Source organism: Pseudomonas sp. K8 (assembly GCF_014889455.1).
GTDB classification, from domain to species: domain Bacteria; phylum Pseudomonadota; class Gammaproteobacteria; order Pseudomonadales; family Pseudomonadaceae; genus Aquipseudomonas; species Aquipseudomonas veronii.
The window spans coordinates 123,511-137,135 of sequence record NZ_VJWO01000007.1 but is presented as its reverse complement, the minus strand read 5'-3'; the positions used below and the strand labels follow the sequence as shown (position 1 = coordinate 137,135).

Here is a 13,625-nt window from a genome sequence, read left to right as displayed (position 1 = left end):
TGAAGAAGATAAACGCCAACAGGCAGCACTGCAAAGTGCTGCCTGCGGGCGAAACATGGGCTTACCAGCAATCACTTATTCGCTGGAGAGCAGGTCCATGGTGTGTTTATCCATCATTTCCAGTGCACGGCCACCGCCACGGGCGACGCAGGTCAGCGGGTCTTCGGCGACGATCACCGGCAGGCCGGTTTCCTGGGCCAGCAACTTATCGAGGTCGCGCAGCAAGGCGCCACCACCGGTCAGTACCAGGCCACGCTCGGCGATATCGGAAGCCAGCTCCGGCGGCGATTGCTCCAGCGCGCTCTTCACCGCCTGAACGATGGTGGCCAGGGACTCTTGCAAAGCCTCGAGCACTTCATTGGAGTTCAGGGTGAAGGCACGTGGCACGCCTTCGGCCAGATTGCGACCGCGCACATCGACTTCGCGCACTTCGCCACCCGGATAAGCGGTGCCGATTTCCTGCTTGATACGCTCGGCAGTGGATTCGCCGATCAGGCTGCCGTAGTTGCGACGCACATAAGTGATGATCGCTTCGTCGAAGCGGTCGCCGCCCACACGGACGGATTCGGCATACACCACACCGTTCAGGGAAATCAGGGCGATTTCAGTGGTACCACCACCGATATCCACCACCATCGAACCGCGCGCTTCTTCAACCGGCAGGCCGGCACCGATCGCAGCAGCCATCGGCTCTTCGATCAGGAACACTTCACGGGCACCGGCACCAAGGGCCGATTCACGGATGGCACGACGCTCCACCTGGGTGGACTTGCACGGTACGCAGATCAGCACACGAGGGCTGGGCTGCAGAAAACTGTTTTCGTGAACCTTGTTGATGAAGTACTGCAACATCTTCTCGCAGACACTGAAGTCGGCGATCACGCCGTCTTTCATCGGACGAATGGCCGCGATATTGCCTGGTGTTCGGCCGAGCATGCGCTTGGCCTCGGTGCCGACGGCAACGACACTTTTCTGATTACCATGGGTCCGAATAGCCACAACCGATGGCTCATTCAGGACGATACCGCGCTCGCGCACGTAAATAAGGGTGTTGGCAGTGCCCAGGTCAATGGAAAGATCGCTGGAAAACATGCCACGCAGTTTCTTGAACATGGGGAAAGGACCCTAGGCAACGCGTGGGTAAAAAAGTGCGGCAAACTCTAACAACGACAGGGATTTTGGGCAAGGCGCCAATGTGCTAAATTGGCCGACTTTCTACGCACCAACCCCCACAATCGCGGCCATATGACCGTAGAAATGCGGTAGTGTTCCGACAATCTAACACACGGACGCCCTCCGTTCTGTTTTCCACTGGAGAATCCCATGGCGCTTGAACGCTCCGACGTGGAAAAAATCGCACATCTGGCCTCGCTTGGCCTGAATGATGCCGATCTTCCACAGACCACCGCAGCCCTGAACAGCATTCTCGGGCTGGTTGACCAAATGCAGGCCGTGAATACCGACGGCATCGAGCCCCTGGCTCACCCGCTGGAAGCCACCCAGCGCCTGCGTGCAGACGTCGTGACCGAAGTCAATCATCGCGAGGCCTACCAGTCCATCGCGCCAGCGGTCGAAAACGGCCTGTATCTGGTTCCGAAAGTCATCGACTAAAGGGAAAGAGCCTTTCATGCATCACATGACTCTGGCCGAGATCGCCCGCGGTCTCGCCGACAAAAAGTTTTCTTCCGAAGAGCTGACCAAGACCTTGCTGGCGCGTATCGCCGAGCTCGACCCCAAGGTCAACAGCTTCATCAGCATCACCGAGGAGCTGGCCTTGAGCCAGGCCAAGGCCGCCGACGCACGTCGCGCCAACGGTGAGAACGGCGCGCTGCTGGGCGCACCGATCGCCCACAAGGACTTGTTCTGCACCCAGGGCATTCGCACCAGCTGCGGCTCGAAGATGCTCGACAACTTCAAGGCGCCCTACGACGCCACCGTGGTGTCCAAGCTGGCCGCCGCCGGGGCCGTGACCCTGGGCAAGACCAACATGGACGAATTCGCCATGGGCTCGGCCAACGAGTCGAGCTACTACGGCGCGGTGAAAAACCCGTGGAACCTGGACTGCGTGCCAGGCGGCTCGTCCGGTGGTTCGGCGGCGGCGGTTGCCGCGCGCTTCCTGCCGGCGGCCACGGCCACCGACACCGGCGGCTCGATCCGCCAGCCCGCCGCGTTCACCAACCTCACCGGGCTGAAGCCGACCTACGGTCGCGTGTCCCGCTGGGGCATGATCGCCTATGCCTCCAGCCTTGATCAGGGCGGTACCCTGGCACGCACTGCCGAAGACTGCGCAATATTGTTACAAGGTATGGCAGGCTTCGACGCACAGGACTCCACCAGCGTCGACGAGCCGGTGCCGGACTACAGCGCCAGCCTCAATACCTCGCTCAAAGGCCTGCGCATCGGCGTACCGAACGAATATTTCAGCGCCGGCCTCGACCCGCGTATCGCCGAACTGGTCCACAACAGCGTCAAGGAGCTGGAAAAGCTCGGCGCCGTGATCAAGCCAATCAGCCTGCCGAACAACCAGCACGCGATTCCGGCGTACTACGTGATCGCGCCGGCCGAAGCGTCTTCCAACCTGTCGCGGTTCGACGGCGTGCGTTTCGGTTACCGCTGCGAAAACCCGAAAGACCTCAACGACCTGTACAAACGTTCCCGTGGCGAAGGCTTCGGTGCCGAAGTGCAGCGCCGGATCATGGTCGGTGCCTACGCCCTGTCGGCCGGTTACTACGACGCGTACTACCTCAAGGCGCAAAAAATCCGTCGCCTGATCAAGAACGACTTCATGGCGGCGTTCGAAGAAGTCGACGTGATCCTCGGCCCAACCACGCCGAACCCGGCCTGGAAGATCGGCGCCAAGACCGGCGACCCGATCGCCGAGTACCTGGAAGACCTGTACACCATCACCGCCAACCTCGCGGGCTTGCCGGGCTTGTCCATGCCTGCCGGTTTCGTCGATGGCCTGCCGGTCGGCGTGCAATTGCTTGCCCCGTATTTCCAGGAAGGCCGCCTGCTCAATGTGGCGCACCAGTACCAGTTGAACACCGACTGGCACACTCGCACCCCTACCGGCTTCTGAGGAGAACACTATGCAATGGGAAGTCGTGATCGGGCTGGAGATTCATACCCAGCTCGCCACCCAATCGAAGATTTTCTCCGGTAGCGCCACCACGTTCGGCGCAGAACCCAACACCCAGGCGAGCCTGGTAGACCTGGGCATGCCCGGTGTGTTGCCGGTGCTGAACCAGGAAGCGGTACGCATGGCGGTGATGTTCGGCCTGGCGATTGACGCCGAGATCGGCCAGCACAGCGTGTTCGCGCGCAAGAACTACTTCTACCCGGACCTGCCCAAGGGCTATCAGATCAGCCAGATGGAGTTGCCGATTGTCGGCAAAGGCTACCTGGATATCCCGCTGGAAGACGGCACCATCAAGCGTGTCGGCGTAACCCGCGCGCACCTGGAAGAAGACGCCGGCAAGAGCCTGCATGAAGAGTTCAACGGTGCCACCGGCATCGACCTGAACCGCGCCGGCACGCCGCTGCTGGAGATCGTGTCCGAGCCGGACATGCGCAGCGCCAAGGAAGCCGTGGCCTACGTCAAGACGATCCACGCGCTGGTGCGCTACCTGGGCATCTGCGACGGCAACATGGCCGAAGGCTCGCTGCGCTGCGACTGCAACGTGTCGGTCCGGCCAAAGGGCCAGGTCGAGTACGGCACTCGCTGCGAGATCAAGAACGTCAACTCGTTCCGTTTCATCGAGAAGGCGATCAACACCGAAGTGCGTCGCCAGATCGAACTGATCGAAGACGGCGGCAAGGTGATCCAGCAAACCCGCTTGTACGACCCGAACAAAGACGAAACCCGCGCCATGCGCAGCAAAGAGGAAGCCAACGACTACCGTTACTTCCCCGATCCGGACCTGTTGCCAGTGGTCATCGAAGACTCGTTCCTCAATGACGTGCGCGCCACCCTGCCGGAATTGCCGCCGCAGAAACGCGAGCGCTTCCAGGCGCAGTTCGGCCTGTCGGTCTACGACGCCAGCGTCCTGGCGTCGAGCCGTGAGCAAGCCGACTACTTTGAAAAAGTCGTGAGCATCGCCGGGGACGCCAAGCTGGCGGCCAACTGGGTGATGGTGGAATTGGGCAGCCTGCTGAACAAACAGGGCCTGGAAATCGACGAAGCACCGGTCTCGGCCGAGCAGTTGGGCGGCATGCTGCTGCGCATCAAAGACAACACCATCTCCGGAAAAATCGCCAAGACTGTGTTCGAAGCCATGGCCAGCGGTGAGGGCAGCAGCGACGAGATCATTGAGAAGCGCGGCCTCAAGCAAGTCACCGACAGCGGCGCCATCTCGGCGGTGCTCGATGAAATGCTCGCGGCCAACGCGGAGCAGGTCGAACAGTACCGCGCGGCAGACGAAGCCAAGCGCGGCAAGATGTTCGGCTTCTTTGTCGGCCAGGCCATGAAAGCCTCCAAGGGCAAGGCCAACCCGCAACAGGTGAACGAACTGCTGAAAAGCAAGCTCGAAGGCTGATCGCGATGAAAGGGCCGAGTGAGATTTCATGCTCGACTCGGACCTCCTGTGGGAGGGGGCTTGCTCCCGATAGCGGTGATTCAGTCAAGACATCAATGACTGACACACCACTATCGGGAGCAAGCCCCCTCCCACATTTGATAAGGGGATACCTTGAATGAAGCGCTTACTTGGCCTTTTAGCCGTGTTCTCTTTGCTGGCCGGTTGCGCCAGCAGCCTCATCGACCCCAACGGCTACGACGAAACCGGCACCGCGTCTTACTACGGCGCCAAGCACCATGGCAAAAAAACCGCCAGCGGTGAACCTTTCAACCAGAACGCCCTGACCGCCGCCCATCGGCGCCTGCCTTTCGGCACGCAGGTCAAGGTGACCAATCTCAATACCGACAAATCCGTGGTGGTACGCATCAACGATCGCGGCCCGCACACCCGTGGGCGGCTGATCGATCTGTCGCGCCAGGCCGCCGCGCAACTGGGCATGCTGAGCAGCGGCACCGCACGGGTTCGTGTGCAAGCCCTGAGCAATTGACGACGGAGCCCTGGCCATTTTCGGATTAACCGCCCTCTCGCCCTGGAGCCTGATCGAATTGATCAGCGGCCTGGTGCTGCTGATCGTTGGCGCCGAAATCCTGGTGCGCGCCGCGGTGCGCCTGGCTGCCAGCCTCAAGGTCCGCCCGCTGATCATCGGCCTGACGATCGTCGCCTTCGGCAGCAGTGCGCCGCAGATGACCGTCAGCCTGCAAGCCACCCTCGCCGGCAATACCGACATTGCCGTGGGCAGCGTGATCGGCAGCAGCATTTTCAACATCCTCGTCACCCTGGGCCTGTCGGCGCTGATCATTCCGCTGCGGGTCTCGCGGCAACTGGTGCGCCTGGATATCCCGGTGATGATCCTCGCCGGCCTGCTGGTGTTTACCCTGGCGGCCAATGAAGAACTGACACCACTCGACGGTTCGCTGCTGCTCGCGGCCCTGCTGGCCTACCTCGGCGTGCTGCACTACCAGACCCGCCATTCACGGCGCCCGCGCACGCTGGACACGGTGGCCAAGGCGCCCTGGTTGAGCAGCGTATTGCTGATGTTCGGCGGCTTGCTGGTGCTGGTGCTGGCCGGGCATTTATTGCTGGGTGCGGCGGTGGATGTGGCGAGCGACCTGGGCCTGTCGGAACGCATCATCGGCTTGACGCTGATCGGCGTCGGCACTTCACTGCCGTGCCTGGCCACCTCGCTGATCGCGGCCCTGCGCGGTCAGCGGGATATCGCCGTGGGTAACGTGATCGGCAGCAACCTGTTCAACCTGCTGGGCGTACTGGGGCTGACCGCCCTGCTCGCGCCCTCGCCGCTGTCGGTGTCGCCCAATGCCCTGGATTTCGACCTGCCGGTGATGCTCGGCGTGGTGGTGTTGTGCCTGCCGGTGTTTTATACCGGCTACCGCGTGACCCGTGCCGAAGGCCTGGTGCTGCTGGGCTTGTACCTGGCGTATGGGCTGCATGTGATGGCATTCACCACCGGCATGCGCCTGGCCAACAAACTTGAACAACTGATGCTGTATTACGTCCTGCCAGTGCTGGTGGCTTTCCTGTTGTTCAGCACGCTGCGAGCCTGGCGCCGCCAACACAAGAGGGAATCGCAATGACCGATCAGAAAAAGCCCGGAGTTGAAATGCGTCGTCAGGTGATGGGCGATGCGTTCGTCGACCGCGCCCTGGGCAACGCCACCGAATTCACCCAGCCGCTGCAGGACTTCGTCAACGAACATGCCTGGGGCAGCGTGTGGAACCGCGAAGGCTTGCCGCTGAAGACGCGCAGCTTGATCACCCTCGCCGCCCTCACCGCGCTCAAGTGCCCGCAGGAACTCAAAGGCCATGTACGCGGCGCACTGAACAATGGCTGCACCGTCGAAGAGATCCGCGAAGCGCTGCTGCATTGCGCGGTGTATGCCGGTGTGCCGGCGGCGATCGAGGCGTTTCGCGCGGCGCAGGAAGTGATTGAGGCGTATCAGGCGGACAAGCAGTGATGGTCAGGTAGCTATCACCGGCACAGCTCAGATCCACCCGCCCGCCTGCAACACAAAAATCCCGATATTCGTGGTCACCGCCGCCATCAAGGTGGTGATCACGATAATCGCCGCCGCCAGCTCATGATTCCCCTGCGCCGCCCTGGCCATCACGAAGCTCGCGGCTGCAGTCGGTGCGCCGAAGTACAGGAACAGAATCCCCAGTTCCGGCCCGCGAAACCCGAGCAACCACGCCCCCAGGGTGGCGACCACCGGCAGCCAGACCATCTTCATCAAGCTCGCGCTCAGCGCCATGTTGCCGCTCTTGCGCAACGCCGCCAGCGACAAGGTGCCGCCGATGCAGATCAGCGCCAACGGCAACGTCATGTCGGCCAGGTACTGCGCGGATTTTTCCAGCCAGCCCGGCAAGCCGATCTGGAAATAGGCGAACGGCGCGGCCGCAATCACGCTGATGATCAGCGGGTTGGCCAGCACACTTTTGCAGATGCTCCACGGGTCGGACTTGATCACCGGGCTGTACACCGCCAGCACAATGGTCGACAGCGTGTTGTAGAACAGGATCACCAGCGCCGCGAGGATCGCGCCGAGGGAGATGCCGTAATCACCGTACATACTGGCCGCCAGCGCCAGGCCGATCACCCCGTTGTTGCCGCGAAACGCACCCTGGGTGTAGATGCCCCGGTCTTCACGCTTGCAGCGCAAAATCGCCCAGCCCCAGGCCAGGGCAAAGCTCAACAGCGTGGCGACGGCGAAGTAGATCAGCAAACCCGGCTTGAGCGCCGAATGCAGGTCGGCATGCAGGACGCCGAGAAACAGCAGCGCCGGCATGGTGACGTTGAACACCAGGGACGATGCCGTGTGGATAAAGCTGTCGTTGATCCAGTTGATGCGCTTGAGCAGCACACCGAGGAACAACATGGCAAACACCGGCGCGGTGATGGTGAGGGTGGTGAGGAAGATAGCCAGCATGCCGGGGAGAACCTTGGTGGGCGTCGTTAGGGGGCTAATGATAAGCCATACGGCCCAATGGCGCCTGATAGACCGCTATCGGGGGCAAGCCCCCTCCCACATAGGGTCGCCGCTATCGGGGGCAAGTCGAGTCGTCGCACCGCCCCTCCCACACTGAATCTGCGTCAGACACACAACGGATGAACACCGCAGACCCTATGTGGGAGGGGGCTTGCCCCCGATAACGGCGACTCGGTCTCAAGTAATCGGCGCCGGGTTGAACAACGTAATGTCGTTATGCAGCTTGTGCTGCTCCGCCCACGTCTGCTTCCTGCCGCTGGCTACATCCAGGTAGAAGTGGAACAACTCCCACCCCAACTCCTCAATGGTCGCACGCCCGGTGGCGATGCGCCCGGCGTCGATATCGATCAGGTCCGGCCAGCGCTGCGCCAGCTCCGTGCGGGTCGAGACCTTCACCACCGGCGCCATCGCCAGTCCGTAAGGCGTGCCGCGCCCGGTGGTGAACACATGCAGGTTCATCCCCGCCGCCAGTTGCAAGGTGCCGCACACGAAGTCGCTGGCCGGAGTGGCGCAAAAGATCAGGCCTTTGCCCTTGAAGCGTTCACCCGGGCCGAGCACGCCGTTGATCGCGCTGCTGCCGGACTTGACGATGGAGCCCAGGGACTTCTCGACAATGTTCGACAACCCGCCCTTCTTGTTCCCAGGCGTGGTATTGGCGCTGCGATCCGCCTCGCCCTTGGCCAGATAACGGTCGTACCAGTCCATTTCCCGTACCAGTTCCTCGGCGATTTCCTTGGTTTGCGCACGAGAAGTCAGCAGGTAGATGGCATCACGCACCTCAGTGACTTCGGAAAACATCACCGTCGCCCCCGCTCGCAGCAACAAGTCCGAAGCGAACCCCAGCGCCGGGTTGGCGGTGATGCCGGAAAACGCATCACTGCCGCCGCACTGCATGCCCAGGATCAGCTCGGACGCCGGCACGGTTTCCCGGCGGCGCTGGTCGAGCTTCTTCAGGCGCACCTCGGCCAGGGCCATGATCTGCTCGATCATCTCGCTAAACCCGTGGCTGGAATCCTGCAGGCGATACAGCCACGGCTCGCTCAGGTCGACGGAACTGTCGTTGTCGTGCATCACCTGCCCGGCCTGCAATTTCTCGCAGCCCAGGCTGATCACCAGCGCTTCGCCCCCCAGGTTCGGGTTGCGCGCCAGGTTGCGCACGGTGCGGATCGGGATATACGCATCCGTCGCGGTGATCGCCACCCCGCAGCCGTAGCTGTGGGTCAGCGCCACCACGTCATCGACATGCGGGTACTTGGGCAGCAACTCGTCCTTGATGCGCTTGACCGCATGGTCCAGCACACCGGTGACGCACTGCACGGTGGTGGTGATGCCGAGGATATTGCGCGTGCCCACGGTGCCGTCCGCATTGCGATAGCCCTCGAAGGTAAAGCCTTCCAGCGGCGCCTGGGCCGCTGGCACCTCGGTGGACAGCGGCAAGCTGTCCAGCGGCGGCGCGGTGGGCATGCGCAGTTGATCTTCCTGCACCCAACTGCCGCGTGGAATCGGCGCCAGGGCGTAACCGATGGTTTGGCCGTAGCGAATGATCCGACCGCCTTCGGGGATATCTTCGAGGGTCACTTTGTGGCTTTGCGGAATGAAATCCACGGTCACCAGGCCGTCCGGGAACTCGGTCCCGGCCGGTACACCCTGGTCATTGACCACGATCACCACGTTGTCGCGCTCGTGCAAACGAATCGAGCGCGGCGAGTCAGCATGTTCAATCAACTGCATCACACGGCCCCTTCAGGAATGCGCTTGGGTAAGGTTGGTCAACTCAGGCCCTTGGCTTGGCGGCTCTTTGAGCACCACGCGTTTGATCGGGCCGACAATCACCAGGTAACTGAACACGGCCACCAGCGCGTTCGCGCCGACAAACACCAGCGCCCATTTGAACGAACCGGTGGTGCTGATGATGTAACCAATGACAATCGGCGTGGTGATCGACGCCAGGTTACCGAAGGTGTTGAACAGGCCGCCACTGAGCCCGGCGATCTGTTTCGGCGAGGTGTCGGACACCACCGCCCAACCCAGTGCGCCAACGCCTTTGCCGAAGAAGGCCAAGGCCATGAAGCCCACCACCATCCACTCGATATCCACGTAGTTGCAGGCCACGATGCTGCTGGAGATCAGCAGGCCGCCAATGATCGGCGCCTTGCGGGCGAAGGTCAGGGAATGGCCTTTGCGCAGCAGGTAGTCGGAGATCACCCCGCCCAACACACCGCCGATAAACCCGCAGATCGCCGGCAATGAGGCAATGAACCCGGCCTTGAGAATGGTCATGCCGCGGTCCTGCACCAGGTACACCGGGAACCAGGTCAGGAAGAAGTAGGTGATGCCGTTGATGCAGTACTGGCCCAGGTACACGCCGAGCATCATGCGGTTGGTCAGCAACTGGCGGATGTAATCCCACTTTGGACCGTCGGTTTTCTTACCCTTGCCCTTGTCCTGGTCCATATCGACCATCGCACCGTTGGCCGCGATGTGATTGAACTCGGCTTCGTTGATCAGCGGATGCTGGCGCGGGCTGTGGATAACTTTCAGCCAGACCAGCGAGAACAGGACGCCGATCACGCCCATCACGATAAACACGTGCTGCCAGCCGAAGCTGTAGACGATCCAGCCCATCAGCGGCGCGAACAGCACCGTGGCGAAGTACTGCGCCGAGTTGAAGATCGCCGAGGCCGTGCCGCGTTCGGCAGTGGGGAACCAGGCGGCCACGATGCGCGCGTTACCCGGGAAGGATGGCGCTTCGGCCAGGCCCACCATAAAGCGCAGCATGAACAGCGCCACGACTGCCGTGGAGACACCGAACTCACCGACATAGCCTTGCAATATGGTGAACAGTGACCAGGTGAAGATGCTCAGGGCATAGACTTTTTTCGAGCCGAACCGATCGAGCAGCCAGCCGCCGGGGATTTGCCCGGCCACGTAGGCCCAACCGAATGCAGAGAAGATGTAACCGAGGGTGACCGCGTCGATGCCGAGGTCTTTTTGCAGGCTGGAACCCGCAATTGCGATGGTGGCCCGGTCGGCATAGTTGATCGTGGTCACCAGGAACAGCATGAGCAGGATCAAATAGCGGACATGGGTCGGCTTGGTCGCTTGCATGTAGAAGTACTCCCACTAATTATTTTTTTTGCGGGTGATATTTATGTGTTGCTGGACGCCGCCCCTGTAGGAGCGAGCTTGCTCGCGAAAAACTCAAAGGCACCGCGTGCCCCCTGAATGTCTGCGTATTCGTTGAAATTTTTCGCGAGCAAGCTCGCTCCTACAGTGTTACGAACCGATGTAGCTGGTTTTCACCACGGTGTAGAACTCTTGCGCATAGCGACCTTGCTCACGAAAAACTCAAAGGCACCGCGTGCCCCCTGAATACCTGCGTATTCGTTGAAATTTTTCGCGAGCAAGCTCGCTCCTACAGTGTTACGAACCGATGTAGCTGGTTTTCACCACGGTGTAGAACTCTTGCGCATAGCGACCTTGCTCACGCGAACCATAGGATGAACCTTTACGGCCACCGAACGGAACGTGATAATCCACGCCGGCAGTCGGCAGGTTGACCATCACCATCCCGGCCTGGGAGTGGCGCTTGAAGTGGTTGGCGTATTTCAGCGAGGTGGTGGCGACGCCCGCCGACAAACCGAACTCGGTGTCGTTGGCCATGGCCAGCGCCGCCTCGTAGTCCGCCACGCGCACCACGTTGGCCACCGGGCCGAAGATCTCTTCGCGGCTGATCCGCATGGTCGCCTCGCTGTCGGCGAACAGCGTCGGCGCCAGGTAGTAGCCTTCGGTGTCGCAGGTCACCAGGCCGCCACCGCTCACCAGCCGCGCACCTTCGCTCTGGCCAATGTCGATGTATTTCAAGTCTTGGTCCAACTGGGCCTGGGAGACGACCGGGCCGATGTCGGTGCCGCTTTTCAACGCGTGGCCGACCTTGATCGACTTCATGCGCTCGGCCATGGCCGCGACGAACTGATCGTGAATACCGGCGGTGACGATCAAGCGGCTGGAGGCGGTGCAACGCTGGCCGGTGGAATAGAACGCGCTCTGTACCGACAGCTCGACGGCTTGCTTGAGGTCGGCGGCATCGAGAATGATCTGCGGGGTCTTGCCGCCCATTTCCAACTGCACCTTGGCCTGGCGCGAGACACAACTGACCGCGATCTGACGCCCGACGCCGACCGAACCGGTGAAGCTGATGCCGTCGACTTTCGGGCTGTTGACCAACACATCGCCCACTACCCGCCCGCTGCCCATCACCAGGTTGAACACACCGGCGGGGAAACCGGCGCGGGAGATGATTTCTGCCAGGGCCCAGGCACAGCCCGGCACCAGCTCCGCCGGCTTGATCACCACGCAGTTGCCGTAGGCCAGGGCCGGAGCGATTTTCCACGCGGGGATGGCAATCGGGAAGTTCCACGGGGTGATCAGGCCGACCACGCCGAGGGCTTCGCGGGTGACTTCGACATTGACGCCCGGTCGCACCGACGGCACGTAGTCGCCGGACAGGCGCAGGCACTCGCCGGCGAAGAACTTGAAGATATTACCGGCGCGGGTCACTTCGCCAATGGCTTCAGGCAGGGTCTTGCCCTCTTCCCGAGCCAGCAGCGTGCCGAGCTCTTCGCGTCGGGCGAGGATTTCGCTGCCGACTTTATCGAGTGCGTCGTGGCGAGCCTGGATACCGGACATCGACCAGGCCGGGAACGCAGCGCGGGCGGCATCGATGGCAGCGTTGACCTGGACGACATCCGCCTTGGCATATTCGCCAATGACATCGGACAACTCCGACGGGTTGAGGTTGACGCAATAATCAGCGCCAGCCACCCATTGGCCGTTGATGTAGTTTTCAAAACGTTTGGCTTGGGACACGAATCTTCTCCTGACGCAAAAGGCCGCTGATTGCTCAGCGGCCTTATAGATAAGTTATTGCGGGCCTTGCTTGTCGATCAGCGCGGCCAGGGCTTCGTATTCTTCCGGCAGCAGATCGGTCAGTGGCGTGCGAACCGGGCCGGCGTCATAGCCGACGATTTTGGCGCCCGCCTTGACGATGCTCACCGCGTAGCCGGCCTTGCGGTTACGGATGTCCAGGTACGGCAGGAAGAAGTCATCGATGATCTTGCCGACAGTGGCGTGATCGTCGCGGGCGATGGCGTGATAGAAATCCATCGCGGTTTTCGGGATGAAGTTGAACACCGCCGAGGAATACACCGGCACGCCCAGGGCCTTGTAGGCAGCGGCGTAAACCTCTGCAGTCGGCAGGCCGCCCAGGTAGCTGAAACGGTCGCCCAGACGACGGCGGATCGACACCATCAATTCAATGTCACCCAGGCCGTCCTTGTAGCCGATCAGGTTCGGGCAACGTTCGGCCAGGCGCTCCAGCAAAGGCGCAGTCAGGCGGCAGACGTTGCGGTTGTATACCACCACGCCGATCTTGACCGACTTGCACACCGCTTCCACGTGGGCGGCAACCCCGTCCTGGCTGGCTTCGGTCAAATAGTGCGGGAGCAGCAGCAAGCCTTTGGCACCGAGGCGCTCGGCTTCCTGAGCGTATTCGATGGCCTGGCGGGTCGAACCGCCGACACCGGCGAGGATCGGCACGCTGGTGGCGCAGGTATCCACCGCGGTCTTCACAACCTGGGAATATTCGCTGGCCGCGAGGGAGAAAAACTCACCGGTGCCGCCGGCGGCGAACAGCGCAGTGGCGCCGTAGGGGGCCAGCCACTCCAGACGTTTGATATAGCCGGCCTGGTGAAAATCACCCTGGGCGTTGAAATCGGTCACGGGAAAAGACAGCAGACCGTGAGAGAGGATGGACTTCAGTTCTTGTGGATTCATTATTCGAACACCCTGGGCAAAGACTTTCTGGCGAAAGGTTGTTGTTGGTTTTGCTTATGTCATACGTCATCGTACAACTATAAAATATTTCGTCAACTGCAATTCATCGAACCGCCTGTTGAGAGAGAGCGCATTGACGTAGGAGTTTTTTCCTCTATGCTCGAATAGCTGTATATACATACAGCAATAAAGGAAGATTCCTACGACATAGC

General features: G+C 61.3%; 12 protein-coding genes. 6 read left to right on the top strand and 6 right to left on the bottom strand.

The window, feature by feature from the left end; genetic code table 11:
- Positions 1-75: 75 nt before the first annotated feature.
- Positions 76-1,113: a rod shape-determining protein MreB gene (gene mreB / locus INT12_RS07590; protein ID WP_002555108.1), complete on the bottom strand. Its 1,038-nt coding sequence runs from the start codon at positions 1,111-1,113 to the stop codon at positions 76-78.
- A gap of 210 nt (positions 1,114-1,323) precedes the next feature.
- Between mreB and gatC the strand changes: the two genes are divergently transcribed.
- The 6 genes from gatC (at position 1,324) to INT12_RS07560 (ending at position 6,549) form a co-directional block, all read left to right on the top strand.
- The gene (gene gatC, locus INT12_RS07585) at positions 1,324-1,611 is read left to right on the top strand and encodes an Asp-tRNA(Asn)/Glu-tRNA(Gln) amidotransferase subunit GatC (RefSeq protein ID WP_017845404.1); all 288 of its coding nucleotides are present in this window, start codon (positions 1,324-1,326) and stop codon (positions 1,609-1,611) included.
- Positions 1,612-1,627: 16 nt separating this feature from the next.
- Positions 1,628-3,079: an Asp-tRNA(Asn)/Glu-tRNA(Gln) amidotransferase subunit GatA gene (gene gatA / locus INT12_RS07580; RefSeq protein WP_017845405.1), complete on the top strand. Its 1,452-nt coding sequence runs from the start codon at positions 1,628-1,630 to the stop codon at positions 3,077-3,079.
- Between the two features lie 10 nt (positions 3,080-3,089).
- On the top strand, positions 3,090-4,535 hold the full coding sequence (gatB, locus tag INT12_RS07575; RefSeq protein WP_017845406.1) for an Asp-tRNA(Asn)/Glu-tRNA(Gln) amidotransferase subunit GatB: 1,446 nt from the start codon (positions 3,090-3,092) through the stop codon (positions 4,533-4,535).
- 157 nt (positions 4,536-4,692) lie between these two features.
- Complete coding sequence (locus INT12_RS07570) at positions 4,693-5,064, top strand: septal ring lytic transglycosylase RlpA family protein (protein ID WP_026139824.1); 372 nt, start codon at positions 4,693-4,695, stop codon at positions 5,062-5,064.
- Positions 5,065-5,122: 58 nt separating this feature from the next.
- Positions 5,123-6,169, top strand: coding sequence for a calcium/sodium antiporter (locus tag INT12_RS07565; protein WP_017845408.1), 1,047 nt, complete (start codon positions 5,123-5,125; stop codon positions 6,167-6,169).
- Positions 6,166-6,549, top strand: coding sequence for a carboxymuconolactone decarboxylase family protein (locus INT12_RS07560; RefSeq protein WP_017845409.1), 384 nt, complete (start codon positions 6,166-6,168; stop codon positions 6,547-6,549). Before INT12_RS07565 ends, INT12_RS07560 begins: the two co-directional genes overlap by 4 nt.
- Before the next feature lie 27 nt (positions 6,550-6,576).
- Here INT12_RS07560 and INT12_RS07555 read toward each other — a convergent pair whose 3' ends face one another.
- The 5 genes from INT12_RS07555 to kdgD form a co-directional block, all read right to left on the bottom strand.
- Complete coding sequence (locus INT12_RS07555) at positions 6,577-7,518, bottom strand: AEC family transporter (protein WP_193040871.1); 942 nt, start codon at positions 7,516-7,518, stop codon at positions 6,577-6,579.
- Between the two features lie 237 nt (positions 7,519-7,755).
- Positions 7,756-9,309: a galactarate dehydratase gene (gene garD / locus INT12_RS07550; protein WP_193040872.1), complete on the bottom strand. Its 1,554-nt coding sequence runs from the start codon at positions 9,307-9,309 to the stop codon at positions 7,756-7,758.
- Between the two features lie 12 nt (positions 9,310-9,321).
- Positions 9,322-10,686 (bottom strand): MFS transporter, encoded by a 1,365-nt coding sequence (locus tag INT12_RS07545; RefSeq protein ID WP_046384693.1) that lies wholly within the window; start codon positions 10,684-10,686, stop codon positions 9,322-9,324.
- A gap of 315 nt (positions 10,687-11,001) precedes the next feature.
- Positions 11,002-12,447: an aldehyde dehydrogenase family protein gene (locus tag INT12_RS07540; RefSeq protein ID WP_193058806.1), complete on the bottom strand. Its 1,446-nt coding sequence runs from the start codon at positions 12,445-12,447 to the stop codon at positions 11,002-11,004.
- A 54-nt stretch (positions 12,448-12,501) separates the two neighbouring features.
- Positions 12,502-13,413 (bottom strand): 5-dehydro-4-deoxyglucarate dehydratase, encoded by a 912-nt coding sequence (gene kdgD, locus INT12_RS07535; RefSeq protein ID WP_017845414.1) that lies wholly within the window; start codon positions 13,411-13,413, stop codon positions 12,502-12,504.
- Positions 13,414-13,625 lie beyond the last annotated feature (212 nt).

What these genes read in the sequence shown, in the direction of transcription:
- INT12_RS07570 (WP_026139824.1), top strand. Translation starts at nt 4,693, where the DNA reads ATGAAGCGCTTACTTGGCCTTTTAGCCGTGTTCTCTTTGCTGGCCGGT.
- kdgD (WP_017845414.1), bottom strand. Translation starts at nt 13,413, where the DNA reads ATGAATCCACAAGAACTGAAGTCCATCCTCTCTCACGGTCTGCTGTCT.
- INT12_RS07560 (WP_017845409.1), top strand. Translation starts at nt 6,166, where the DNA reads ATGACCGATCAGAAAAAGCCCGGAGTTGAAATGCGTCGTCAGGTGATG.
- garD (WP_193040872.1), bottom strand. Translation starts at nt 9,309, where the DNA reads ATGCAGTTGATTGAACATGCTGACTCGCCGCGCTCGATTCGTTTGCAC.
- gatA (WP_017845405.1), top strand. Translation starts at nt 1,628, where the DNA reads ATGCATCACATGACTCTGGCCGAGATCGCCCGCGGTCTCGCCGACAAA.
- mreB (WP_002555108.1), bottom strand. Translation starts at nt 1,113, where the DNA reads ATGTTCAAGAAACTGCGTGGCATGTTTTCCAGCGATCTTTCCATTGAC.
- gatC (WP_017845404.1), top strand. Translation starts at nt 1,324, where the DNA reads ATGGCGCTTGAACGCTCCGACGTGGAAAAAATCGCACATCTGGCCTCG.
- INT12_RS07555 (WP_193040871.1), bottom strand. Translation starts at nt 7,518, where the DNA reads ATGCTGGCTATCTTCCTCACCACCCTCACCATCACCGCGCCGGTGTTT.
- gatB (WP_017845406.1), top strand. Translation starts at nt 3,090, where the DNA reads ATGCAATGGGAAGTCGTGATCGGGCTGGAGATTCATACCCAGCTCGCC.
- INT12_RS07545 (WP_046384693.1), bottom strand. Translation starts at nt 10,686, where the DNA reads ATGCAAGCGACCAAGCCGACCCATGTCCGCTATTTGATCCTGCTCATG.